The following is a 22,750-nucleotide window of genomic DNA, read 5'->3' as shown; positions in this document are numbered from 1 at the left end:
GAGAAGCTGGCAACGAACATTGCGATGGAGGTGAATGCTGCGATATCACGGATCATGTCAGTCATTTGGCTCTCCTTTACTCGTTATGTTTTCAATTTGTTCCATCTATGTTCCGATGTCAACAGGAATCTTTTCCTTCCTGCTTGCCTTTGAAAAACACGCCACCGATCCAACGATTCGGTGCTTCCGCGGCGGGATTGAGATGCCGAGCCGCGGCCTCGCAACCGCGCCGACGTGGACATATCCAACCGACGGCAGAGGCTGCCCGCATTTGTTCTGTTTATGTTCCGTCCATCCTGCTATATCCTACCGACGAGTCGGAGGAGGACCCTATGCCCGAGACTGCGATGCTGAACGAATTCGTCGTCGAATCCAAAGCCGCCAGCTATGTCGGCGGCGGCCTGCCGCGCCCGCCCTGCCGGCCGGGCTCTCACGATGTCGGCTACGAGCGCGGCGACTGGCGCTACCTCGACAGTTATTTCGGCGGCACCGACTTTGCCGGACAGGAGGTGGTGTGGTTTGCCGACGAGCCGATCTGGGCGATGAATTATTTCGGCTGGGTCATTGCGCCCGATCTCATCGATGCCAGCGCAGCAGGCACAGTGATCAAGACGGCGCTTTCTGCCATGTACCGGCAGGGCCGGTTTCTCGGCGGAATGGAATTCGACCATCCGTTCGGGCGCTATATCGATCGCAGCGAAGGCGACTGCGAACGGTTCAGCGGTCATGAATGCATCATGATTGGCGGGCGGAAGGCTTACGCGCTCGACTATCGCGGCGGACTGATCATTCCCTGACGGAGCCGGAAGCGGGTCGCTTCCAATCCGCCGACAGATGGGTCACCTCTTCGTCTTTATCCCGCAACCGCTGCTCACGTTCGGACGACACGCATCAGAAATCGACGACCTTGCCCTCCGAAATCGTCACGCGCCGATCCATGCGGCCAGCGAGTTCGTGGTTGTGCGTGGCGATAAGCGCGGCAAGGCCGGACTGACGCACCAACGCCTCCAGCGCGTCGAAGACGTAGCTTGCGGTTTCCGGATCGAGATTGCCGGTCGGCTCGTCGGCCAGAAGCAGGGTCGGCGCATTGGCGACGGCGCGGGCGATCGCAACGCGCTGCTGCTCGCCGCCGGATAGTTCGGCCGGGCGATGCGAGCCGCGATGGCCGATGCGCATGTAATCGAGAAGCTGGCCGGCTCGCTCCTGGGCCTCCTTCCAGGACAGGCCGGCGATCAGCTGCGGCATCATGATATTCTCAAGAGCGGAAAATTCCGGCAGCAGATGGTGGAACTGGTAGACGAAGCCGATTTCGCGGCGACGGATCGCGGTCCGCTTGCCGTCGGGAAGACCGTCGCAGGCATGGCCGTTGATCGTGACTTCACCGCCATCGGGATGCTCAAGCAGACCCGCGACATGCAGCAGCGTCGATTTGCCGGTGCCGGAAGGGGCGACAAGGGCCACGATTTCGCCTTTCGACAGCGAGAAATCCGCGCCTTTCAGGATCGAGAGCAGCGTATCGCCCTGCCCGTAATGGCGCTCGACGCCGGTAAGCTTGAGAACGACGTTGCGTTTCATGAAGGCGGCATTCCTTATTCGTAGCGCAGGGCCTGCACCGGATCGAGCCTGGAGGCGCGCCAAGCCGGGAAGATGGTGGCGATGAAGGAGAGCGTCAGTGCCATGACGACGATCGAGATCGTTTCGCTTAGATCCATCTCCGCCGGCAGCTGGCTGAGGAAATAGACCTGCGGATTGAAGATCACCGTCCCTGATATCCAGGAGAAGAACTGGCGGATGGATTCGATATTGACGCATACGAGAACGCCGAGCAACACGCCGGCGATGGTGCCAACGATACCGATCGCCGCGCCGGTCATGAAGAAGATGCGCATGATCGCGCCGGCGCTGGCACCCATGGTGCGCAGGATGGCGATATCGCTGCCCTTGTCCTTCACCAGCATGATGAGGCCGGAGATGATGTTCAACGCCGCCACCAGCACGATCAGCGTCAGGATCATGAACATGACGTTACGCTCGACCTGCAGCGCCGAAAAGAAGGTCTGGTTGCGCTGGCGCCAGTCGGTAAGGTTGATCTGGCGACCTGCCGCCTCCTCGACCTTGGGTCTCAGCGCGTCGATATCGTCGGGGTGATCGACGAAGAGCTCGATCGACTGCACCAGTCCCTCGGCATTGAAATAAAGCTGCGCTTCCTCAAGCGGCATGAAGATGATCGAGGAATCGTATTCCGACATGCCGATCTCGAAGAGGCCGGAAATCTTGTAGGACTTGACGCGCGGGCTGACGCCCATCGGCGTAATGTCACCATCCGGCGACGTCAGGGTGATGAGGTCGCCGACACTCAGGCCGAGCTGGTTGGCCATGCCGGTACCGATCAGCACGCCGTCGCCGGAGGCAAAACCGACCATGTCACCGGATTTGATATTCCCGGAGATCGCCTTGAGCTTGGTCAGGTCCTCGGCGCGGGCGCCGCGCACCAGCGCGCCGGTGCTACCGCCGGCCTGGGTGGAGGCGAGAACCTGGCCTTCCACAAGCGGCAGAGCCATTTTGACGCCCGGCACGGCAGCCAGCTTGCTGGCGAGGTCGGAATAATCGGTGAAAGGACCATCGGACGGCTGGACGATCATGTGGCCGTTGATGCCGAGGATGCGCGAGACGAGCTCGGTGCGGAAGCCGTTCATGACGGCCATGACGATGATCAGCGTCGCCACGCCGAGCATGATGCCGACGAAGGAGAAGCCGGCGATGACCGAGATGAAGGCCTCCTTGCGCCGGGCGCGCAGATAGCGCCAGGCGACGAGGCGTTCGAAGGTGGAAAATGGCTTGCCAGCCGGACCCAAGCCGGATGTTGAACTCCGGTCCACTGCTGCCTCTGCCATTTCGCCTCCGTTTCCTTAAGCCACGAACCTGTTGATCGCCGCTTCGATGGTCATCGTTTCGCGCGCGCCGGTCTTGCGGTCCTTCACCTCGACTTCGCCGTTTGCGACCGCACGCGGGCCGGCGATGATCTGGACGGGTACACCAATCAGGTCGGCGGTCGCGAATTTCGTGCCGGCCCGATCGTCGGTATCGTCATAGAGCACATCCTTGCCGGCCTTGCTCAGCGCGGCATAGATCAGCTCGCAGGTATCGTCGCAGGCCTGATCGCCCGCCTTCATGTTGATCACCACGACATCGAAGGGCGCGACCGAGGCCGGCCAGATGATTCCGTTCTCATCATGCGATGCTTCGATGATGGCGGGAACAAGGCGTGTCGGGCCGATACCGTAGGAACCCATGTGGACGAAGTGTTCCTTGCCGTCAGGCCCCTGCACTTTCGCGCCCATCGGCTCGGAATATTTCGTGCCGAAATAGAAGATGTGGCCGACCTCGATGCCGCGCGCCGAAAGACGCTCGCCCTCCGGAACGGCATTGAAAGCCGCCTCGTCGTGCATTTCCGAGGTCGCCGCATAGAGCGAGGTCCACTTGTCGAAGATCGCCTGCAGATCCTCGACGCTGTCGAAATCGGTGTTCTCACCGGGAATATCGAAGCCGACAAAATCCTTGTGGCAGAAGACCTCGGATTCGCCGGTATCGGCGAGGATGATGAATTCATGGCTGAGATTGCCGCCGATCGGGCCGGTGTCGGCGCGCATCGGAATGGCGCGCAGGCCGAGCCGATCGAAGGTTCTGAGATAGGCGGCGAACATCTTGTTATAGGAATGCTCCGCCCCTTCGCGCGTCAGATCGAAGGAATAGGCATCCTTCATCATGAACTCGCGCGAGCGCATGGTGCCGAAGCGCGGACGGATCTCGTCGCGGAACTTCAACTGGATGTGATAGAGATTGAGAGGCAGATCCTTGTAGGACTTGACCGAGGAACGGAAGATATCCGTCACCATCTCCTCATTGGTGGGGCCATAGAGCATCGGCCGCTCCTGACGGTCCTTGATGCGCAGCATCTCCTTGCCGTAGGCGTCGTAACGGCCGCTTTCCTGCCAGAGTTCGGCCGACTGCAGGGTCGGCATCGAAAGCTCGATGGCGCCGGCACGGTTCTGCTCCTCGCGGATAATGGCGTTGACCTTGTCGAGCACGCGCTTGCCGAGCGGCAGCCAGGAATAGATGCCCTGCGACTGCTGGCGGATCATGCCGGCGCGCAGCATCAAGCGATGGGAGACGATTTCCGCCTCCTTGGGGTTTTCCTTGAGGATGGGCATGAAATAGCGGGACAGACGCATGGCGGATTCCGGAGCAGTTGAGATCCCGCAGAGAAACGGAATCGAAGGTACATTGTTAATGTGGGAGCGTTCATAGCCGCTTCGCGGCGGGAAGGAAACCCGCAACTGCTGTCGCCGACCTCCCGGATACGCATGTTCACGGCCGCAAAATGAAAGGGCGGCAAAAAGCGCGTGTTTATAAGGACTTGAACGAAAATCTTGTCAACAGAAATATTTTGCTAGAGTGTAGCAAAAATGCAAAAAAAGCTAATGACAAAGCCCAATGTTTGAGCTAGCTTTAGCTCACAAAACAGGCAGGAAGCTAAATTCTTGCCGAATTCGCGGTCAAGTCTTGGGAGGATCAGATCTTAGGCGCGCTCGTCGCAGCCCCGGCAACGGTTACAGATCACGCGATACTTAAAACAAGGCTTTTAGCCTTGTTTTTTTTTGACTTTTCGCCTTCTCATCCTATTCACCATCCGTCCGGCTTGCCTAACGGAAGTCTCCCCTTCCGTTAGGCAAACTCTTTGCCGTAACAGCATGACGCCGGGATGACGAAGCGGAATTCCCCTTCAACTTACATCTGCTCAAAGTTTGAGCAAAAGTCACCCTCAATAGAAGCTAGGCCCGAGTTGTGGAAGGGCGTCGAAACCCCAGCCGAAATAGTTGTCGCAGGCATACCAGAGGCCGTAAATCAGAGCCGAGATCAGCGTCGTCAGCGAAAAGACGAAGCCGGCGCGAAAGCGGGTGGGCGCACTTGGAACGGTGCCGAGCACAATATCGTCGTCTTCCGCCTGGGTGCGCAGGCCGATCGGCAGAACAGCAAAAAGCGTCATCCACCAGATGATGAAGTAAACGGCGAATCCCTGAAGGAAGGTCTGAAGCATTATCGTTCCCGGTCACATCCTGCCGACAGAACGCGACCGCTCTGTCGTTTCGAATAGGCGCTCTTATACGGCGGAATGGCGGCCAACTCAAAGCCAACGACACATTTTGCCGTCTTCGGGTCACTCTGCCGCAGCAATACCCGTCGATTGACGCTGAACTCAGGCCTGTTCGAGTTCGATCAGTGTGCCGAAGAAATCCTTTGGGTGCAGAAAGAGCACCGGCTTGCCATGCGCGCCGGTCTTCGGCTGACCGTCGCCCAGCACCCGCGCCCCCGCCTCGGTCAGCCGGTCACGGGCGCCGACGATATCGTCCACCTCGTAGCAGATATGATGCATGCCGCCGGACGGGTTCTTGTCAAGGAAGGCTGCAATCGGCGAAGCTTCCCCAAGCGGTTCAAGCAATTCGACCTTGGTGTTCGGCAATTCGACAAAGACGACGGTGACGCCATGTTCCGGCAGCGCCTGCGGCTGCGACACGGCGGCGCCCAGCGTGTCGCGATAGGCGGCCGCGGCCGCTGTCAGGTCGGGGACGGCGATGGCGATATGGTTTATCCGGCCGAGCATGATCAGACCTTGGTGACGAAGGCGGTCACGACGGGCTTCTTGCCCCAACTCTGATTGGCAGCGGCGCGGATGGCGCGGCGAACGGCCTCCTGCAGCATGTCCAGATCCTTGCGGCGAGCGCGCGGAATGCTTTCGATGGCGCTGATCGCCGCGTCGAAGAGCGTATCCTCCATCTCGTCCCCCTCGTCGTCATAAACAGGCAGGCCGATCGAGACGAGATCGGGATCGCCGACGATATCATAGCGCGCGTCGAGCACGACATTGACCGCGACGTGACCGACAAAGGAGAGTTTCTTGCGCTCGCCGATCCCCATCTCGTCGAAATCGCCGATCAGCATGCCGTCCTTGTAGATACGGCCGTGCGGCGCTTCGCCGATCACCTCGACCGGACCTGGCGCCAGCCGCAGGATATCGCCGTTGCGCACTCGCGGGACGACCGCGATGCCGGACTGTTCGGCAAGCTCCTTGTGCGCCGCCAGATGCGTCGCCTCGCCATGCACCGGCACGACGATCTTCGGCCGCGTCCACTCGTACATCCGCTGCAGCTCATTGCGACGGGGATGGCCGGAAACATGGACGAGCGCCTCGGTATCGGTGATGATGTGCACACCCTGCTCGACGAGGCCGTTCTTGATGTCCTGGATCGCCTTCTCGTTACCGGGAATGGCGCGCGAGGAAAAAACGACGATATCGCCTGCCGCAAAGGCCACATTGCGCATCTCGTCGCGGGAGAGCTTTGCAAGCGCTGCCCGCGCTTCACCCTGGCTGCCGGTCAGGATGACGACCACCTTGTCGCGCGGGATATAGCCGTATTCTTCCTCGGAGATGAAGGGCTTGACACCCTCCATCAGGCCGATGTCGCGGGCGACGTCGACGACGCGCTTGAGCGAACTGCCGAGCAGCAGCACTTCGCGGCCAGCCGCCTCGGCAGCTTCGGCAACGGTGCGAATCCGCCCGACATTCGATGAGAAGGTGGTGATCGCCACCCGGCCTTCGGCATCCTCGATGATCTTGCGGAGGCTTTCGGAGACATCCTTCTCGGAAGGCGAAACACCGTCGCGGAGCGCATTGGTGGAATCGCACATCAGCGCCAGCACGCCCTCGTCGCCCAACTGGCGAAAGCGCGTCTCATCGGTCAGCGGCCCGAGCGAGGGCTCGTGATCGATCTTCCAGTCGCCGGTATGGATGACATTGCCAGCCGGCGTGCGGATCATCAGCGACATCGGTTCGGGAATTGAGTGATTGACGGCAATACCTTCGATGCTGAACGGGCCGACATTGATCTTATCGCCCGCCTTGAACGGCGTCACCGGCACTTCGCCGATCGTTGCCTTCTCGAAATTGCGTTTGGCTTCGAGCAGGCCAGCGGTAAAGCCGGAAGCATAGACGGGCACATTGAGACCGGGCCAGAGATCGGCGAGCGCGCCATAATGGTCTTCATGGGCATGCGTGATGATGATCGCCCTGAGGTTCTTGCGTTCGCTGGCGAGGAAGCGGATGTCGGGCAGGACGAGGTCGACGCCCGGCAGATCCGGGCCGGGAAAGGTGACGCCGCAATCGACCATGATCCACTGGCGATGCTCGGGCGGGCCGTAGCCGTAGAGAGCGAGATTCATGCCGATCTCGCCAACGCCGCCCAGAGGCAGGAATACCAATTCGTCCTGTTTCGCCATAATTTTCGTTTTTTCCGCTATCCAAAAAACACATCACCGGCGGCAATGGGCATGATCCTGCCAGCGCCGGTATCGAGCATCAACAAGCCATTATCATCAATTCCGGCGAATTGTCCGGAAATCGATCGGTCCGGTAAATTCACCGTGATCTTTTCGCCGATGCCACAGGCAATAGTGCGCCAGCGCGCCGTGATCTCGGCAATGCCGCGGCCCTGGTCCCATTGATCGAGCACATCCGCCATCGCCGCGAAGAGATGGGCGAAGAGCTCTTCCGGCGAAGCCGCGCTTGCATGCTGACGCAGGCAGGTGACGGGATAGAGCGGATTGTCCGGCATGACCGAGACATTGATGCCGATGCCGACGACCAGCGCGTAACGGCCGTCCGTCAACCGCTCGCCCTCGACGAGGATGCCGCAGGTCTTCCTTCGACCGATGAGGATATCATTCGGCCATTTGACCTCGAGCGGTTCGGCGCCCGGCGGCAGCACCTGGCGGATCGCCTGATGCACGGCGACGGCAATGGCAAGCGGCAGCGAGCCAAGGCGCTCCATCGGCGCCGGGTCGATCAACAGAAGAGAAGCGTAGAGATTGCCGCGTTCGGAAACCCAGAGGCGGCCGCGGCGGCCGCGGCCGCCAGTCTGCCTCTCGGCCGTTACCCAGAGATTTCCGGGATCGCCCGCCCGCGCCCGGACGAGGCATTCGCTGTTGGTCGACGATGTTTCCGACAGCGCCTCGTGCCTGAAATCGCCGAGCGATATCCGGCGCCGTCTGTCGGAAACCATTAAAAGAGCGTCGCGGCGGCAAGCTCTGCCGCACCGCCGATCGGCCCGCCGATCAGCACATAGGCGGTGACGAAGAGACCGGAGAGACCGAAGACCAGGCGCAGGGCGCCGGAGACCCGGGCGAATTCGCCGGTCGCCTCATCGAACCACATCAGCTTGATGACGCGCAGGTAATAATAAGCGCCGACGACCGAGGCCAGAACGCCGATGATGGCAAGCGCATAGAGCTTGGCTTCGATCGCCGCAACGAAGACGAAATACTTGGCGAAGAAGCCGGCGAGCGGCGGAATGCCGGCAAGCGAGAACATCAGTGCCGTCAGCACCACGGCCATGAACGGGTTCGTGGTGGAAAGGCCGGCGAGATCGTAGACGTCTTCGACGACGGTGCCGTCCTTGCGGCGCATCGACATGATGATCGCAAAGCTGCCGAGGGTCATGACCATGTAGATGACCATGTAAAGCATGACGCCGGAAACGCCGGTCTGGTTGCCGGCGGCCAGGCCTACTAGCGCGTAACCCATGTGGCCGATCGAGGAATAGGCCATCAGCCGCTTGATGTTCTTCTGGCCGATCGCCGCAAACGAGCCGAGCAGCATGGAAGCGATCGAAATGAAGACGACGACCTGCTGCCAGTCGGCGAGAACCGGCTGGAAGGCGGTGATGACGATGCGGGTCATCATCGCCATGGCGGCGACCTTGGGGGCTGCGGCCAGGAAGGCGGTGACCGGTGTCGGCGCGCCTTCATAGACGTCGGGCGTCCACATGTGGAAGGGAACGGCCGAAATCTTGAAGGCAATGCCGGCGAGGATGAAGACCAGGCCGAAGATGAGGCCGAGCGACCGTGCGCCCTCGACGGACAGCGCCTGGGCGATCTCCGCGAAATGGGTATGGCCGGTGAAGCCATAGACCAGCGACATGCCGTAGAGCAGCATGCCGGAGGAAAGCGCACCGAGGACGAAATATTTCAGGCCGGCTTCGGTCGACTTCAGGCTGTCACGGTTGATCGCGGCGACGACATAGAGCGCCAGCGACTGCAGCTCCAGCGCCAGATAGAGCGAAATCAGGTCGTTGGCCGAGATCATCAGCAGGATGCCGAGGGTCGCGAGCACCAGGAGAACCGGGAACTCGAACTTGTCGAGCTGGTTTTCGCGGGCGTGGCCCATCGTCATGAACAGGGCGACCAGCGAGCCGATGAGCGCCACCAGCTTCATGAAGCGCGAGAAGCCGTCGGCCATGTAGACGCCGCCATAGGCAAGGCCTTCGGCCGGCACGAAGAGCAGCCACAGGCCGGAGGCCAGCAGCAGCACGATGGCGAGGCCGGTGACGACGAGGCCCGACCGCTCGCCTGAGAAGACGCCGACCATCAACAGGACCAGGGCGCCGACCGCGAGGATCAGCTCCGGCGCGGAAAGATGCAGACTGAGGAGGATTGTTTCAGCGGTCATGTCCGATAAGTCCCGTCATCAATTCATAGACAGCGCAACATTCTGCGCTGCGTGCACGGCGGCCGTGTAGTTGTTGACCAGCAGATCCACCGAGGCGGCCGTGGCATCGAAGACCGGAGCCGGGTAAACGCCGAAGAAGATGGTCAGTGCGATCAGCGGGTAGAGAATCAGCTGTTCGCGTCTGGAAAGATCGAGCAGCGCCTTCAGCTTTTCCTTCTCCAGCGCGCCGAAGATCACTCGGCGATAGAGCCAGAGCGCATAGGCGGCCGACAGAATGACGCCGGTGGCGGCGAAGAGCGCGACCCAGGTGTTGACCCGGAAGACGCCGATCAGCGTCAGGAACTCGCCGATAAAGCCCGACGTGCCGGGAAGCCCGACATTGGCCATGGTGAAGACCATCATGGCGACGGCATATTTCGGCATGTTGTTGACGAGGCCGCCATAGGCGTTGATCTCGCGGGTATGGGTGCGGTCGTAGACGACGCCGACACAGAGGAAGAGCGCGCCCGAGACGATGCCGTGCGACAGCATCTGGAAGATCGACCCCTGAACGCCCTGCATGTTGGCGGCGAAGATGCCCATGGTCACATAGCCCATGTGCGCCACCGAGGAATAGGCGATCAGCTTCTTGATATCGTCCTGCATCATCGCCACCAGCGAGGTGTAGATGATGGCGATGACGGACAGCGCGAAGACCAACGGCGCGAAATAATCGGACGCCACAGGGAACATGCCGAGCGAGAAGCGGATGAGACCGTAGCCGCCGAGCTTCAGCAGGACGCCGGCCAGGATCACCGAGCCTGCGGTCGGCGCCTGAACGTGCGCATCCGGAAGCCAGGTATGGACCGGCCACATCGGCATCTTCACCGCGAAAGAGGCGAAGAAGGCAAGCCAGAGCCAGGTCTGCAGCGCCGGCGGGAACTTGTAGGCGAGCAACGCAGGAATGTCAGTCGTGCCGGCCTGCCAGTACATCGCCATGATGGCGAGCAGCATCAGCACCGAGCCGAGCAGCGTGTAGAGGAAGAACTTGTAGCTCGCATAGACGCGGTCCTTGCCGCCCCAGACGCCGATGATCAGGAACATCGGAATGAGGCCCGCCTCGAAGAAGACGTAGAAGAGCACGATATCGAGCGAGACGAAGACGCCGATCATCATCGTTTCCAGGATGAGGAAGGCGATCATGTACTCCTTCAGGCGCTTCTCGATCGAGAGCCAGCTCGCCAGCACGCAGAAGGGCATGAGGAAGGTCGTCAGGATGACGAACAGCATCGAGATGCCGTCGACGCCGACGTGGTAGCCGATGCCGGTGCCGAGCCAGTCAAACTTCTGGATCATCTGGAAGCCCGGATTGGCATTGTCGAAGCCGAGCCAGATGAAGAGCGAGACGATGAAGGTGAAGACGGTGGTGATCAGCGAGATCCACAGCACGTTCTTGCGGCCAGTTTCGCTCTCGCCGTTCATCAAGAGCAGGAGCACCACGCCGACCAGCGGCAGGAAGGTGACCGTTGAAAGAATAGGCCAATCGGTCATCAGAAGGAACTCCCGAGCATCATCCAGGTAACGAGCGCCGCAATGCCGATCAGCATGGCGAAGGCATAGTGATAGAGGTAACCGGTCTGCAGGCGGACGACGCGGTCGGTGACAGCGACGACGCGGGCGGCGACTCCATTCGGGCCGTAGGTGTCGATGACGCCGACATCACCCTTCTTCCACAGGAAGCGGCCGAGGGCCCTTGCCGTGCGGACGAACAGGAAGTCGTAGAGTTCGTCGAAATACCACTTGTTGAGCAGGAAATGGTAGAGCACCCGGTGCTGCTTGGCGAGGACGCGCGGCGTCTGCGGCGAGCGGATATACATGTACCAGGCGATGACGAAGCCGATCAGCATGGCGATGAAGGGGCTCAGGCCCACCAGCGCCGGAACATGGTGGAATTCTTCGACGAGCTCGTTCTCGGCGCCGGTAAAGAGCGCGCCCTTCCAGAACTCGGCATATTCCTCACCGTAGAAGCGGCCTTCAAAAATCACGCCCGCCAGCACCGCACCGATCGCCAGGAGATAAAGCGGCACCAGCATGACTTGCGGCGACTCGTGGACGTGGTGCATGACCTCGTGCGAAGCGCGCGGCTTGCCGAAGAAGGTCATGAAGATCAGACGCCAGGAGTAGAAGCTGGTGAAGAGCGCGGCGATGACCAGAAGCGAGAAGGCAAAGCCCGCCACCGGCGAATGCGAAGCATAGGTCGCCTCGATGATCACGTCCTTGGAGAAGAACCCGGCAAAGCCGATCGGCGTGAAGGGAATGCCGACGCCGGTGATCGCCAGCGTACCGATGATCATCATCCAGAACGTCACCTTGATGTGCGGCCGCAGGCCACCCATGTGGCGCATGTCCTGCTCGCCATCGACGGCGTGGATGACCGAGCCGGCGCAGAGGAAGAGCAACGCCTTGAAGAAGGCATGCGTGAAGAGATGGAAGATCGCCGCGCCATAGGCCCCTACCCCGAGCGCCACGAACATGTAGCCGAGCTGCGAGCAGGTGGAATAGGCAATGACGCGCTTGATGTCGTTTTGCACCAGGCCGACGGTAGCCGCGAAGAAGGCGGTGATCGCGCCGATCACGGTGACGACGGTCAGCGCATCCGGCGACAGTTCGAACAGCGGCGACATGCGGGCGACGAGGAAGACGCCGGCGGTGACCATGGTGGCGGCATGGATGAGGGCCGAGACCGGGGTCGGGCCTTCCATGGCATCCGGCAGCCAGGTGTGCAGCAGGAACTGCGCCGACTTGCCCATGGCTCCCATGAAGAGCAGCAGGCAGACGCCGGTCAGCGCATGCGCCTTATCGAGCTGCATGCCGAAGAGGTTGAGGATCACTTCACCCGCCTCGCCGCCGCCTTCATGCGGAGCGAAATTCGAGGCATTGGCGAAGATCGTGTCGAGATTGATCGCGCCGAACAGCACGAAGACACCGGCAATGCCGAGCACGAAGCCGAAGTCACCGACGCGATTGACGATGAAGGCCTTCATCGCCGCCGCCGTCGCCGACGGCTTCTTGAACCAGAAGCCGATCAGCAGATAGGAGGCAAGACCGACGCCTTCCCAGCCGAAGAACATCTGCGCCAAGTTGTCGGCCGTCACCAGCATCAGCATGGCGAAGGTGAAGAGCGAGAGATAGGCGAAGAAGCGCGGGCGATGCGGATCGGTATGCATGTAACCGATCGAATAGACGTGAACCAGCATCGAGACCGTGTTGACGACGATCAGCATGACCGAGGTCAGCGTATCCACCCGCAGCGACCAGGAGACATCGATGCCGCCGGACTGAATCCAGCGCAGCACTTCGACCTTGATCGGGCCGCCTTCGACGTGGCCCATGCCGACGGTGAAGAAGACGTACCAGGAGAGGATGGCGGCGATGATCATCAGGCCGCTGGTGACATATTCCGAAGCCTTGGCGCCGATGGCGCGGCCGAACAGGCCGGCGATGATCGCACCGATCAAGGGAAGAAAGACGATAGCCTTATAGAGGAACATGAGCCACTCAGCCCTTCATCATATTGACGTCTTCGACCGCGATCGAGCCGCGGTTGCGGTAGAAGACAACGAGAATTGCAAGACCGATCGCCGCCTCGGCAGCCGCCACCGTCAGGATGAACAGCGCAAAGACCTGTCCGACGATGTCGTTCAGGAAGGAGGAGAAGGCGACCATGTTGATGTTGACGGCAAGCAGGATCAGTTCGACCGACATCAGAATGACGATGACGTTCTTCCGGTTCAGGAAGATGCCGAAGACGCCGAGCGTGAAGAGGATGGCGCTGACCGTCAGGTAGTGGGAAAGACCGATGACCATGTTCTTTGTTCCTTGACCTGCCTTTAGACGCCCTGCCCCGGCTTGACCGAAACCACCTCGACGGCGGTTGCGGGCGTGCGGGCAACCTGGCTGGAGATATTCTGCCGCTTGATGTTGGTGCGGTGCCGGAGCGTCAGCACGATGGCGCCAATCATGGCGACCAGCAGAACCAGACCGGCGATCTGGAAGAAGTAGACGTAATTGGTGTAGAGCACGTCGCCGAGGGCGGCCGTATTGGTGCGCTCTGTCAGCGCCGGGATCGGCATGGCGACGGTCTTGGCGATCTCGGGCGAGATGACGCTGCCGCCGATGACGACGATCAGCTCGGCGGCGAGAATGATCCCGATCAGCCCGCCGATCGGCGCATATTCGAGAACCCCTGCCCTCAGCTCGGTGAAGTCGATATCGAGCATCATCACCACGAAGAGGAAGAGGACGGCGACGGCGCCGACATAGACGACCAGCAGGATCATCGCCAGGAATTCGGCGCCGAGCAGCAGGAAGAGGCCGGCCGCGTTGAAGAACACCAGGATCAGAAACAGAACCGAGTGAACCGGGTTCTTCGCCCAGATGACCATGAACGCCGACGCCACCGCGACAAAGGCGAAAAGATAGAAAAATAGAGCCTGCAGACCCATGTTGGTGCCTTTTTCATCTTCCCCCGGGCAGCCGGGAGTTTTTCTGCCCGATAGAGCTTTCTCCGGCGCTGACCGGCAAGCTCCTGTGCATATTGACCGCGACAGGAGCAGCAGAGCCCCATCGCGGCATTTCAAAACCCAATCACCGGTACGGCGAGTCGATTGCGATGTTGCGGGCGATTTCGCGCTCCCACCGGTCGCCGTTATCGAGAAGGCGCGCCTTGTCGAAATAGAGCTCTTCGCGGGTTTCGGTCGCAAATTCGAAATTCGGACCCTCGACGATCGCGTCAACAGGGCAAGCTTCCTGGCAGAAGCCGCAATAGATGCACTTCACCATGTCGATGTCGTAGCGCACGGTGCGGCGCGTGCCGTCGTTGCGTCGCGGACCGGCCTCGATGGTGATGGCCTGGGCAGGACAGATCGCCTCGCAGAGCTTGCAGGCGATGCAGCGTTCCTCGCCGTTCGGATAACGGCGCAGCGCGTGCTCGCCGCGGAAACGCGGAGAAACCGGGCCTTTTTCGAAGGGGTAGTTGATGGTGGCCTTCTGACGGAAGAAATAGCGCATAGAAAGAAAGAACGCGCCAAAGAATTCCTTGAGGAACAGCGAGTTGATGGAGCTGGACAAGCTTGCCATCTTCAACCTCCAATTTTGCCGGAAACGAGAGCGGGCGTCATCAAGCCCACCCCATCAGTTTCAGCACGAATGCAACGATGATGACCATGGCGAGCGACAGCGGCAGGAAAACCTTCCAGCCGAGACGCATGAGCTGGTCGTAGCGGTAGCGCGGGACGAAGGCCTTGACCATCGCGAACATGAAGAAGACGAAGCAGGCCTTCAGCATGAACCAGATGATGCCCGGCACCCAGTTGAGGATCCAGATGTCGACCGGGGGCAGCCAGCCGCCGAGGAAAAGGATGGTCGTCAGAGAGCACATCAGGCAGACGGCCGCATATTCGCCGAGCATGAACATCATGTATGGCGAGGAGCCGTATTCGACCATGAAGCCGGCGACCAGTTCCGATTCGGCCTCCGGCAGGTCGAAAGGCGGGCGGTTGGTCTCGGCGAGCGCCGAAATGAAGAAGATGATGAACATCGGGAAAAGCGACAACCAGTGCCAGTCGAGGAACGAGGCCGGCAGGCCGAGCATCGTGCCGAGGCCCGTGTGCTGTGCATTGACGATATCGGTCAGGTTCAGCGAACCCACGCAGAGCAGCACGGTGACGATGACGAAGCCGATCGAGACTTCATAGGACACCATCTGCGCCGCCGAGCGCAACGCGCCGAGGAACGGATATTTCGAGTTCGAAGCCCAGCCGCCCATGATGATGCCGTAGACCTCGAGCGAGGAGATCGCGAAGATGTAGAGGATGCCGACATTGATGTTGGCGATCACCCATCCGTCGGCGAGCGGCACCACCGCCCAGGTGGACAGCGCCAGAAGCACCGTCACCAGCGGAGCGAGCAGGAACACCGCCTTGTTGGCGCCGGCCGGAATGATCGGCTCCTTGAAGACGAACTTCAAAAGGTCGGCGAAGGACTGGAACAGGCCGAAGGGACCGACGACGTTCGGGCCGCGACGCAGCTGCACGGCCGCCCAGATCTTGCGGTCGGCGAGCAGAACATAGGCGATGAAGACCAGCAGACAGACGAGAAGCAGCAGCGACTGACCGATCATGATGATCGCCGGCCAGAGATAGGTTGAAAAGAAAGAATCCATAGTCCCCTGCCCTTACTCTGCCGCGACTTTGAAGTTGTTGCGGGCCAATGCCGAGCACTCGGCCATGACAGCCGAGGCGCGTGCGATCGGGTTCGTCAAATAGAAGTCTTTGACCGGCGACGCAAACCCTGACTTGTTCATCTTGCCGGCTTTTTTCGCAACTGCGGCAATTTGGGCGCTATCGGTTTCGGCGATCTCGTCGATGGCCGCGAAATGCGGGAAAGCGGCATAGAGCCGGCCACGCAGTTCACTCAGCGAATCGAAGGGAAGCTTGTTGCCGAGCACGTCGGAAAGGGCACGGATAATTGCCCAGTCCTCACGGGCATCGCCCGGCGCAAAACCGGCGCGGCTGCCCATCTGGACGCGGCCTTCGGTGTTGACCCAGGTACCGGACTTTTCGGTATAGGCTGCGGCCGGCAGGATAACGTCGGCATGATGGGCGCCGTTATCACCATGCGAACCGATATAGACAGTCAGCCCCGCCTTCTTGGCGGCGAAGTCGAGTTCGTCTGCGCCGAGCAGGAAAAGCACGTCCATCGACGTCAGCATTGCAGCGGCATTGACGCCCTTGGAACCCGGCACGAAGCCGAGGTCGAGGCCGCCGACGCGCGAGGCTGCGGTATGAAGGACGGCAAAGCCATTCCAGCCTTCGACAACCGCGCCGACCGAACCGGCAAGCTTGGCGGCGCTGGCAAGGACGCCGGCGCCATCGCTGCGCGAGAGCGCGCCCTGACCGATGATCATCATCGGCTTGGCAGCGTTCTTCAGCACCTCGGCGAAGGCGTGGGTGCCGTCGACCAGGTCCTTCAGCGTGTCGGGACCGGCGCCGAGATAGTCGTAGCTGTAGCGCAGTTCGCCGGCCTCGCCGATAACGCCGATCGGGAACTTGCCGCGGCGCCAGCGCTTGCGGATGCGGGCGTTGAGGATCGCCGCCTCGAAGCGCGGATTGGCGCCGATGATCAGCAGCGCGTCGGCCTGGTCGATGCCTGCGATGGTCGGGTTGAAGAGGTAGCTCGCGCGGCCGAGCGACGGATCGAGTGCCGTCCCATCCTGGCGACAGTCGAGGTTTTCCGATCCGAGCGACTTCACCAGTTCGGACAGCGCATACATTTCCTCGACGGAAGCAAGATCGCCGGCGATTGCGCCGATCTTGTCGCCCGAGGTGGCGCCGACGGCAGCCTTGATGGCGCCGAAGGCTTCTGCCCAGGTCGCCGGCTGCAGGCGGCCGTCGCGGCGGACATAGGGCCGGTCGAGGCGCTGAGTCTTCAGGCCGTCCCAGACGAAACGGCTCTTGTCGGAAATCCACTCCTCGTTGATCGCCTCGTTGACGCGCGGCAGGATGCGCATGACTTCGCGGCCGCGGGTATCGACGCGGATCGCCGAACCGACGGCATCCATGACGTCGATCGATTCGGTCTTGTTCAGTTCCCAGGGGCGTGCGGTAAAGGCGAAGGGCTTGGAGGTCAGCGCGCCGACCGGGCAAAGGTCGACAACGTTGCCCTGCAGTTCGGAGGTCATCGCCTGCTCGAGGTAGGTGGTGATCTCGGCATCCTCGCCGCGGCCGATAAGGCCGAGTTCAGAAATGCCGGCGACCTCGGTGGTGAAACGGACGCAGCGCGTGCAATGGATGCAGCGGTTCATCACCGTCTTGACCAGCGGTCCGATATACTTGTCCTCGACGGCGCGCTTGTCTTCCTGGTAGCGCGAGGTATCGATGCCGAAGGCCATCGCCTGGTCCTGCAGGTCGCATTCGCCGCCCTGGTCGCAGATCGGGCAATCGAGCGGATGGTTGATCAGCAGGAATTCCATCACGCCTTCGCGGGCCTTCTTGACCATCGGCGTGTTGGTGAAGACCTCGGGCAATTCGCCGTTCGGGCCGCCGCGAATGTCGCGAACGCTCATGGCGCAGGAAGCCTGCGGCTTCGGCGGGCCGCCCTTCACTTCGACAAGGCACATGCGGCAATTGCCGGCAACCGACAGGCGCTCATGGAAGCAGAAGCGCGGAACTTCGGCGCCGGCGTCTTCGCACGCCTGCAACAGCGTGAAATGATCCGGAACTTCGATCTCGTTACCGTCAATCTTCAGTTTTGCCATCGTCGCTCAGTCCTGTTTCCCGTTTGCCTGAAGACGGCAAACAAACCTATTTTTGCAACAGTCTCATTGCCAAGCCGGATCTTTCCTCCTGCTGGCAGCTAATGTCGCCCAAATTCTTTATTGCGCATTCCAGGTCCGGAACCCGCACCGGCATCTGCAACGTGGGGCCCCGCCCCTGCGCCGATCTGCCCTTCTTTCCGGCCGATTGATCCGGCCGGACATTTCATTTCCTTCTGCGGCCCCGCCCTGCCAGAATTTTGGCCTGGCCGGTCCAGTCGTCACGGCCGATGCGGCCGTTGAAACCGAGCTCGGCGTCAAGCCGGGCGATATCCTCGTGGCTCCAGGCGGCAATTTCGGCAAAGCTGCGAACGCCCTTGGCGTTCAGAACCTGCTCCAGCTTCGGACCGATGCCGGCGATCAGCTTGAGATCATCGGCCTTTGCAGCTCGCGCCGCCGGTTTTGCCTTCACGACCGGCTTTGGCCGGCTTGCCGATGCCGGCTCGCCTGCCTGGATCGGCGCGCTTGTGGGCTTGACCACCGTCAGTCTCGGACCGGTCTTCTTCTCGGCAGCAGGCTTCTCCGCGCCGGGCTTGGTGAAAGCCTCGACGGCCGGGCGGATATTTTCCGGCCGGATATCGACTTCCGGCGCCGGTTCCTCCGGCGGCGTGTCGTCGAGAGCGGCAGCAAGCTTGCCGGTCGTTTCCAGAGCGCTCTGGAAGGCTCCGAAAAAGGCGCCTGCCATCTGCGTCGACAATCCGAAGCCGATCGCCGTGGCTGCGGCAAAGGCTGCGGCGGGATGGGCCATCAACGGATGCACCGGCATCGCCTGTGCGTTTTCCAGCATCTCGGCGGCAAGACGGCCAAAGCCGGCCGCGAAATCGGCAGTCTCTTCCTTCTTCCCACTCTTGAATGCCTTGTCCGTCATGATTATTCAGCCGCCTCCAGAACCGCGCCGTGATCGAGCGCGCTGGCCGTATACTGGTCGATGCGCTTTTCGATCTCGGGCCGGAAGTTACGGATCAGACCCTGCACCGGCCATGCGGCGGCGTCGCCGAGCGCGCAGATGGTGTGGCCTTCGATCTGCTTGGTCACCTGGAACAGCATGTCGATCTCGCGCTTCTGGGCATTGCCCTTGGCCATGCGTTCCATCACCCGCCACATCCAGCCGGTGCCTTCGCGGCACGGCGTGCACTGGCCGCAGCTCTCGTGCTTGAAGAAGGCGGAGATGCGCGCGATCGCCTTGATGACGTCGGTGGACTTGTCCATGACGATCGCGGCGGCCGTGCCGAAGGAGGAGCCGACGCCGCGCAGGCCGTCGAAATCCATAGGGCAGTCGATGATGTCCTTGGCCGGAACGATCGGGCAGGATGCGCCGCCCGGAATGACGGCGAGCAGGTTGTCCCAGCCGCCGCGGATGCCGCCGGCATGGCGGTCGACCAGTTCGCGGAAGGTGATGCCCATTTCCTCTTCGACCGTGCACGGCTTGTTGACGTGGCCGGAGAGCATGAACAGCTTGGTGCCGACATTGTTCGGGCGCCCGATCGACGAGAACCAGCCGGCGCCGCGGCGCAGGATGGTCGGGGCAACGGCAATCGATTCGACGTTATTGACCGTCGTCGGGCAGCCATACAGGCCCATATTGGCCGGGAACGGCGGCTTCAGGCGCGGCTGGCCCTTCTTGCCTTCGAGGCTTTCGAGGAGCGCGGTCTCCTCGCCGCAGATATAGGCGCCGGCGCCGTGATGGACGAAGATATCCATGTCCCAGCCGAGCTTGTTGTTCTTGCCGAGCAGGCCATAGTCATAGCACTCGTCGATCGCCGCCTGCAGCGCTTCGCGCTCGCGGATATATTCGCCGCGCACATAGATGTAGGCGGCATTGGCGCCCATGGCGAAACTGGCGACGACGCAGCCTTCGATCAGCGTATGCGGATCGTGGCGCATGATGTCGCGGTCCTTGCAGGTGCCGGGCTCCGATTCGTCGGCATTGACGACGAGGTAATGCGGGCGGCCGTCGCTTTCCTTCGGCATGAAGGACCACTTGAGACCGGTGGGGAAGCCAGCGCCGCCGCGGCCGCGCAGGCCCGAGGCCTTCATCTCGTTGATGATCCAGTCGCGGCCCTTTTCGAGGATCTGCTTGGTGCCGTCCCAGTGGCCGCGGCTCATCGCGCCCTTCAGGGACTTGTCCTTGAGGCCGTAGATGTTGGTAAAGATGCGGTCTTTATCTTGTAACATGCTTCACCTCTTACCGCGGCTTCTTGCCGAAGACCCTGATATATTCCGCTTCGCCGCCCTTGGCGAGCGCCTTGGCCTGCTTGACCCAGTCGTCGCGCTCGATCCGACCGCGGAAGTTCAGGTAGCCGTCGACCCATTCGCGTTCGGCCTTCTTCCAGCTTGCGACTTGCGCGAAAGTGAAGATGCCGATTTCGTTCAGCGTCGCCTCGATCTTCGGACCGACGCCGGAAATCATCTTCAGATCATCCGGGGCGGCAGGCTTTTCGATGCCTGACGGACGGTTCTTGTCGGTCAGGCTGGGCTTCGCCGTCGCGGCCTCGGCCTTGACGGCCGGGGCCGGCTCGGCAGTTGCGGTGCCGGAAACCGGCTGTTCTTCGGCTGCCTTGGCATTTTTCGCAGCCGCCTTCGGCGCCGTTGCCGGCGTCTTCAGCGCCGCATTGGTTTCGGCATCGGTGCTCTTCGGGCGGCCGGCCTCGGAGGGAGGAACCGGAGCGGCGTCGACAGGAGCCGATACGCTTTCGGCATCGGCCTTCTTGGCGCGTGTTCTTGCCTTCGGCTCTTCCGTCGTCAGCGAGGTCGGGCCGCCTTCCGGCGCCGAGAATATGCGGTCGATCTGCGTGCCCGGCTTGATGCTCGCGCCATTGCCGGCGGCGAAGGTATCGATGATCTCTTCGAGGCGCTCGGGCGTCAGATCTTCATAGGTGTCCTTGCCGATCATCACCATCGGGGCGTTGACGCAGGCGCCAAGACATTCGACCTCTTCCCACGACAGCGTGCCTTCGGCATTGCGCTCGAAGGGATGGGCATGGATCTTGCTCTTGCAGATCGACATCAGCGCTTCCGAGCCGCGCAGCATGCAGGGCGTCGTGCCGCAGACCTGCACGTGGGCGCGGGTGCCGACGGGATGCAGCTGGAACTGCGTATAGAAGGTCGCGACCTCGAGCACTCTGATATAGGCCATGTCGAGCATGTCGGCGATCTTTTCGATCGCCGCGCGCGTGACCCAGCCGTCCTGCTCCTGCGCCCGCATCAACAGCGGAATGACCGCCGACTGCTGGCGGCCGGCGGGGTATTTCTGGATCGTCTTGTCCGCCCAGACCGCATTTTCATCGCTGAAAGCGAATGCGGCAGGCTGAAATTGATCTTCGGCTAATCGACGAACGGACATTCTTCCTCACGCCTTGTCAGTTTAGGGTTCCACACCGCGAAGCGGTCAAAGACTGCATTTCGCAGGCATAGGCCGACTGGTCTTTCTGCATAAATATCACGAATTTGCTGCCATTCGGAACGGCAGCCTTGATCTGATAGCCCTTGGACAAAAGCTCGCCCATGGACGCTTGCGCCGCCGGCGGCGTCACTTCCTTGTGGCCCAACGGCATGCCGAGGGTGTCGGCCTCCTGAGCCGAAACCCCGGATGCCGCAAGAAGGAGAGCGACGGCAAGCGGCAGACGCTGCATCAGCGGTCTACCTCGCCGAAGACGATGTCGAGCGAGCCGAGCACGGCTGCGATGTCGGCAAGCTGGTGGCCGCGGCACATGAAGTCCATCGCCTGCAGATGCGCGTAACCGGGCGCGCGGATCTTGCAGCGATATGGCTTGTTGGAGCCGTCGGAGACGAGATAGACGCCGAATTCGCCCTTCGGCGCTTCGACGGCGGCGTAAACTTCGCCGGCCGGTACGTGATAGCCTTCGGTATAAAGCTTGAAGTGGTGGATCAGCGCTTCCATCGAGCGCTTCATCTCGCCGCGCTTCGGCGGCACGACCTTGCCGTCGATCGACGAGAAAGGACCGGTCTTGGCATCCGACAGCAGGCGGTTAACGCACTGCTTCATGATGCGCACCGATTGGCGCATCTCGATCATGCGGATGAGGTAACGGTCGTAGTTGTCGCCGTTCTTGCCGATCGGAATGTCGAATTCGAGATCGGAATAACATTCGTAAGGCTGGGCGCGACGCAGATCCCAGGCAGCGCCCGAACCGCGCACCATGACGCCGGAGAAACCCCAGGCCCAGCAATCTTCCAGCGAGACGACGCCGATATCGACGTTGCGTTGCTTGAAGATGCGGTTGCCGGTCAACAGGCTGTCGATGTCGTCGAGCGCCTTGAGGAACGGGTCGCACCAGTCGCCGATATCCTGCACGAGCTTTTCCGGCAGATCCTGATGGACGCCACCAGGACGGAAATAAGCCGCATGCATGCGCGAACCGCTGGCGCGCTCATAGAACACCATCAGCTTTTCGCGCTCTTCAAAGCCCCAGAGCGGCGGCGTCAGCGCGCCGACATCCATGGCCTGCGTCGTGACGTTCAGGAGATGCGATAGGATTCGGCCGATTTCCGAATAAAGCACGCGGATCAGCTGGCCGCGGATCGGGATCTCGATGCCGAGGAGCCTTTCGACGGCCAGTGCATAGGCGTGCTCCTGGTTCATCGGCGCGACGTAATCGAGGCGATCAAAATAGGGCACGGCCTGAAGATAGGTTTTGGTCTCGATCAGCTTCTCGGTGCCGCGGTGCAGCAGTCCGATATGCGGATCGACCCGCTCCACAATTTCGCCGTCAAGCTCCAGGACAAGACGAAGAACGCCGTGCGCCGCCGGATGCTGCGGTCCGAAATTGATGTTGAAGTTGCGGACGTTATGTTCGGTCATGCTGCGTGCTCCA

General features: G+C 61.3%; 21 protein-coding genes. 1 reads left to right on the top strand and 20 read right to left on the bottom strand.

What is annotated here, in order from left to right:
* Nucleotides 1-332: 332 nt before the first annotated feature.
* A complete protein-coding gene (locus tag J2J99_RS08325; RefSeq protein WP_168294672.1) occupies nucleotides 333-797 on the top strand; it encodes a DUF5680 domain-containing protein in 465 nt (154 codons plus the stop codon).
* 94 nt (nucleotides 798-891) lie between these two features.
* Here J2J99_RS08325 and J2J99_RS08320 read toward each other — a convergent pair whose 3' ends face one another.
* The 20 genes from J2J99_RS08320 to J2J99_RS08225 form a co-directional block, all read right to left on the bottom strand.
* On the bottom strand, nucleotides 892-1,575 hold the full coding sequence (locus tag J2J99_RS08320; RefSeq protein WP_168294671.1) for an ABC transporter ATP-binding protein: 684 nt from the start codon (nucleotides 1,573-1,575) through the stop codon (nucleotides 892-894).
* A 14-nt stretch (nucleotides 1,576-1,589) separates the two neighbouring features.
* A complete protein-coding gene (locus J2J99_RS08315; RefSeq protein WP_168294670.1) occupies nucleotides 1,590-2,894 on the bottom strand; it encodes a lipoprotein-releasing ABC transporter permease subunit in 1,305 nt (434 codons plus the stop codon).
* Nucleotides 2,895-2,909: 15 nt separating this feature from the next.
* Nucleotides 2,910-4,232, bottom strand: a complete 1,323-nt coding sequence (gene proS, locus J2J99_RS08310) for a proline--tRNA ligase (protein ID WP_168294669.1) — start codon at nucleotides 4,230-4,232, stop codon at nucleotides 2,910-2,912.
* 590 nt (nucleotides 4,233-4,822) lie between these two features.
* Nucleotides 4,823-5,098, bottom strand: a complete 276-nt coding sequence (locus J2J99_RS08305; RefSeq protein WP_168294668.1) for a DUF1467 family protein — start codon at nucleotides 5,096-5,098, stop codon at nucleotides 4,823-4,825.
* A gap of 159 nt (nucleotides 5,099-5,257) precedes the next feature.
* Complete coding sequence (mce, locus tag J2J99_RS08300) at nucleotides 5,258-5,662, bottom strand: methylmalonyl-CoA epimerase (protein WP_168294667.1); 405 nt, start codon at nucleotides 5,660-5,662, stop codon at nucleotides 5,258-5,260.
* Nucleotides 5,663-5,664: 2 nt separating this feature from the next.
* On the bottom strand, nucleotides 5,665-7,335 hold the full coding sequence (locus tag J2J99_RS08295) for a ribonuclease J (protein WP_168294666.1): 1,671 nt from the start codon (nucleotides 7,333-7,335) through the stop codon (nucleotides 5,665-5,667).
* A 17-nt stretch (nucleotides 7,336-7,352) separates the two neighbouring features.
* On the bottom strand, nucleotides 7,353-8,117 hold the full coding sequence (locus J2J99_RS08290; protein ID WP_168294665.1) for a biotin--[acetyl-CoA-carboxylase] ligase: 765 nt from the start codon (nucleotides 8,115-8,117) through the stop codon (nucleotides 7,353-7,355).
* Nucleotides 8,117-9,562, bottom strand: coding sequence for an NADH-quinone oxidoreductase subunit NuoN (nuoN, locus tag J2J99_RS08285; RefSeq protein ID WP_168294664.1), 1,446 nt, complete (start codon nucleotides 9,560-9,562; stop codon nucleotides 8,117-8,119). Before nuoN ends, J2J99_RS08290 begins: the two co-directional genes overlap by 1 nt.
* A gap of 18 nt (nucleotides 9,563-9,580) precedes the next feature.
* Nucleotides 9,581-11,092 (bottom strand): NADH-quinone oxidoreductase subunit M, encoded by a 1,512-nt coding sequence (locus tag J2J99_RS08280; protein WP_168294663.1) that lies wholly within the window; start codon nucleotides 11,090-11,092, stop codon nucleotides 9,581-9,583.
* Entirely contained in the window at nucleotides 11,092-13,092 is a 2,001-nt protein-coding gene (gene nuoL / locus J2J99_RS08275; RefSeq protein ID WP_168294662.1) for an NADH-quinone oxidoreductase subunit L, read from the bottom strand. The genes J2J99_RS08280 and nuoL overlap by 1 nt, the downstream gene beginning before the upstream one ends.
* Nucleotides 13,093-13,099: 7 nt before the next feature.
* Nucleotides 13,100-13,408 (bottom strand): NADH-quinone oxidoreductase subunit NuoK, encoded by a 309-nt coding sequence (gene nuoK, locus J2J99_RS08270; protein ID WP_003587269.1) that lies wholly within the window; start codon nucleotides 13,406-13,408, stop codon nucleotides 13,100-13,102.
* Nucleotides 13,409-13,431: 23 nt separating this feature from the next.
* Nucleotides 13,432-14,046, bottom strand: a complete 615-nt coding sequence (locus J2J99_RS08265; RefSeq protein WP_168294661.1) for an NADH-quinone oxidoreductase subunit J — start codon at nucleotides 14,044-14,046, stop codon at nucleotides 13,432-13,434.
* Between the two features lie 142 nt (nucleotides 14,047-14,188).
* Nucleotides 14,189-14,680 (bottom strand): NADH-quinone oxidoreductase subunit NuoI, encoded by a 492-nt coding sequence (gene nuoI, locus J2J99_RS08260; protein WP_004680064.1) that lies wholly within the window; start codon nucleotides 14,678-14,680, stop codon nucleotides 14,189-14,191.
* A gap of 40 nt (nucleotides 14,681-14,720) precedes the next feature.
* On the bottom strand, nucleotides 14,721-15,764 hold the full coding sequence (gene nuoH / locus J2J99_RS08255; protein ID WP_168294660.1) for an NADH-quinone oxidoreductase subunit NuoH: 1,044 nt from the start codon (nucleotides 15,762-15,764) through the stop codon (nucleotides 14,721-14,723).
* A 12-nt stretch (nucleotides 15,765-15,776) separates the two neighbouring features.
* Nucleotides 15,777-17,858, bottom strand: coding sequence for an NADH-quinone oxidoreductase subunit NuoG (gene nuoG, locus J2J99_RS08250; protein ID WP_168294659.1), 2,082 nt, complete (start codon nucleotides 17,856-17,858; stop codon nucleotides 15,777-15,779).
* Between the two features lie 223 nt (nucleotides 17,859-18,081).
* Nucleotides 18,082-18,783 carry a 5' DNA nuclease gene (locus J2J99_RS08245; protein ID WP_168294658.1) on the bottom strand — a complete coding sequence of 234 codons (702 nt, stop codon included), beginning with the start codon at nucleotides 18,781-18,783 and terminating at the stop codon, nucleotides 18,082-18,084.
* A gap of 2 nt (nucleotides 18,784-18,785) precedes the next feature.
* The gene (nuoF, locus tag J2J99_RS08240) at nucleotides 18,786-20,090 is read right to left on the bottom strand and encodes an NADH-quinone oxidoreductase subunit NuoF (protein WP_097581597.1); all 1,305 of its coding nucleotides are present in this window, start codon (nucleotides 20,088-20,090) and stop codon (nucleotides 18,786-18,788) included.
* A gap of 10 nt (nucleotides 20,091-20,100) precedes the next feature.
* Nucleotides 20,101-21,258, bottom strand: a complete 1,158-nt coding sequence (locus J2J99_RS08235) for an NADH-quinone oxidoreductase subunit E (RefSeq protein ID WP_168294657.1) — start codon at nucleotides 21,256-21,258, stop codon at nucleotides 20,101-20,103.
* Nucleotides 21,259-21,274: 16 nt separating this feature from the next.
* Nucleotides 21,275-21,547, bottom strand: coding sequence for a hypothetical protein (locus J2J99_RS08230; protein WP_168294656.1), 273 nt, complete (start codon nucleotides 21,545-21,547; stop codon nucleotides 21,275-21,277).
* A complete protein-coding gene (locus tag J2J99_RS08225) occupies nucleotides 21,547-22,737 on the bottom strand; it encodes an NADH-quinone oxidoreductase subunit D (RefSeq protein ID WP_168294655.1) in 1,191 nt (396 codons plus the stop codon). Before J2J99_RS08225 ends, J2J99_RS08230 begins: the two co-directional genes overlap by 1 nt.
* Between the last annotated feature and the right edge of the window lie 13 nt (nucleotides 22,738-22,750).

The organism is Rhizobium binae (genome assembly GCF_017357225.1).
Lineage (GTDB): Bacteria > Pseudomonadota > Alphaproteobacteria > Rhizobiales > Rhizobiaceae > Rhizobium > Rhizobium binae.
Note: the sequence above shows the minus strand (reverse complement) of the source record. Positions and strands in the feature narration are given on the sequence as shown.

Excerpts from the sequence above, each read along its gene's own strand:
- J2J99_RS08295 (WP_168294666.1), bottom strand. The coding sequence starts at position 7,335 with ATGGCGAAACAGGACGAATTGGTATTCCTGCCTCTGGGCGGCGTTGGC.
- nuoH (WP_168294660.1), bottom strand. The coding sequence starts at position 15,764 with ATGGATTCTTTCTTTTCAACCTATCTCTGGCCGGCGATCATCATGATC.
- J2J99_RS08225 (WP_168294655.1), bottom strand. The coding sequence starts at position 22,737 with ATGACCGAACATAACGTCCGCAACTTCAACATCAATTTCGGACCGCAG.
- nuoI (WP_004680064.1), bottom strand. The coding sequence starts at position 14,680 with ATGGCAAGCTTGTCCAGCTCCATCAACTCGCTGTTCCTCAAGGAATTC.
- J2J99_RS08315 (WP_168294670.1), bottom strand. The coding sequence starts at position 2,894 with ATGGCAGAGGCAGCAGTGGACCGGAGTTCAACATCCGGCTTGGGTCCG.
- nuoF (WP_097581597.1), bottom strand. The coding sequence starts at position 20,090 with ATGTTACAAGATAAAGACCGCATCTTTACCAACATCTACGGCCTCAAG.
- proS (WP_168294669.1), bottom strand. The coding sequence starts at position 4,232 with ATGCGTCTGTCCCGCTATTTCATGCCCATCCTCAAGGAAAACCCCAAG.
- J2J99_RS08320 (WP_168294671.1), bottom strand. The coding sequence starts at position 1,575 with ATGAAACGCAACGTCGTTCTCAAGCTTACCGGCGTCGAGCGCCATTAC.
- J2J99_RS08290 (WP_168294665.1), bottom strand. The coding sequence starts at position 8,117 with ATGGTTTCCGACAGACGGCGCCGGATATCGCTCGGCGATTTCAGGCAC.
- nuoL (WP_168294662.1), bottom strand. The coding sequence starts at position 13,092 with ATGTTCCTCTATAAGGCTATCGTCTTTCTTCCCTTGATCGGTGCGATC.
- nuoG (WP_168294659.1), bottom strand. The coding sequence starts at position 17,858 with ATGGCAAAACTGAAGATTGACGGTAACGAGATCGAAGTTCCGGATCAT.
- J2J99_RS08265 (WP_168294661.1), bottom strand. The coding sequence starts at position 14,046 with ATGGGTCTGCAGGCTCTATTTTTCTATCTTTTCGCCTTTGTCGCGGTG.
- J2J99_RS08230 (WP_168294656.1), bottom strand. The coding sequence starts at position 21,547 with ATGCAGCGTCTGCCGCTTGCCGTCGCTCTCCTTCTTGCGGCATCCGGG.
- J2J99_RS08235 (WP_168294657.1), bottom strand. The coding sequence starts at position 21,258 with ATGTCCGTTCGTCGATTAGCCGAAGATCAATTTCAGCCTGCCGCATTC.
- J2J99_RS08305 (WP_168294668.1), bottom strand. The coding sequence starts at position 5,098 with ATGCTTCAGACCTTCCTTCAGGGATTCGCCGTTTACTTCATCATCTGG.
- nuoK (WP_003587269.1), bottom strand. The coding sequence starts at position 13,408 with ATGGTCATCGGTCTTTCCCACTACCTGACGGTCAGCGCCATCCTCTTC.
- J2J99_RS08325 (WP_168294672.1), top strand. The coding sequence starts at position 333 with ATGCCCGAGACTGCGATGCTGAACGAATTCGTCGTCGAATCCAAAGCC.
- mce (WP_168294667.1), bottom strand. The coding sequence starts at position 5,662 with ATGCTCGGCCGGATAAACCATATCGCCATCGCCGTCCCCGACCTGACA.
- J2J99_RS08280 (WP_168294663.1), bottom strand. The coding sequence starts at position 11,092 with ATGACCGATTGGCCTATTCTTTCAACGGTCACCTTCCTGCCGCTGGTC.
- J2J99_RS08245 (WP_168294658.1), bottom strand. The coding sequence starts at position 18,783 with ATGACGGACAAGGCATTCAAGAGTGGGAAGAAGGAAGAGACTGCCGAT.
- nuoN (WP_168294664.1), bottom strand. The coding sequence starts at position 9,562 with ATGACCGCTGAAACAATCCTCCTCAGTCTGCATCTTTCCGCGCCGGAG.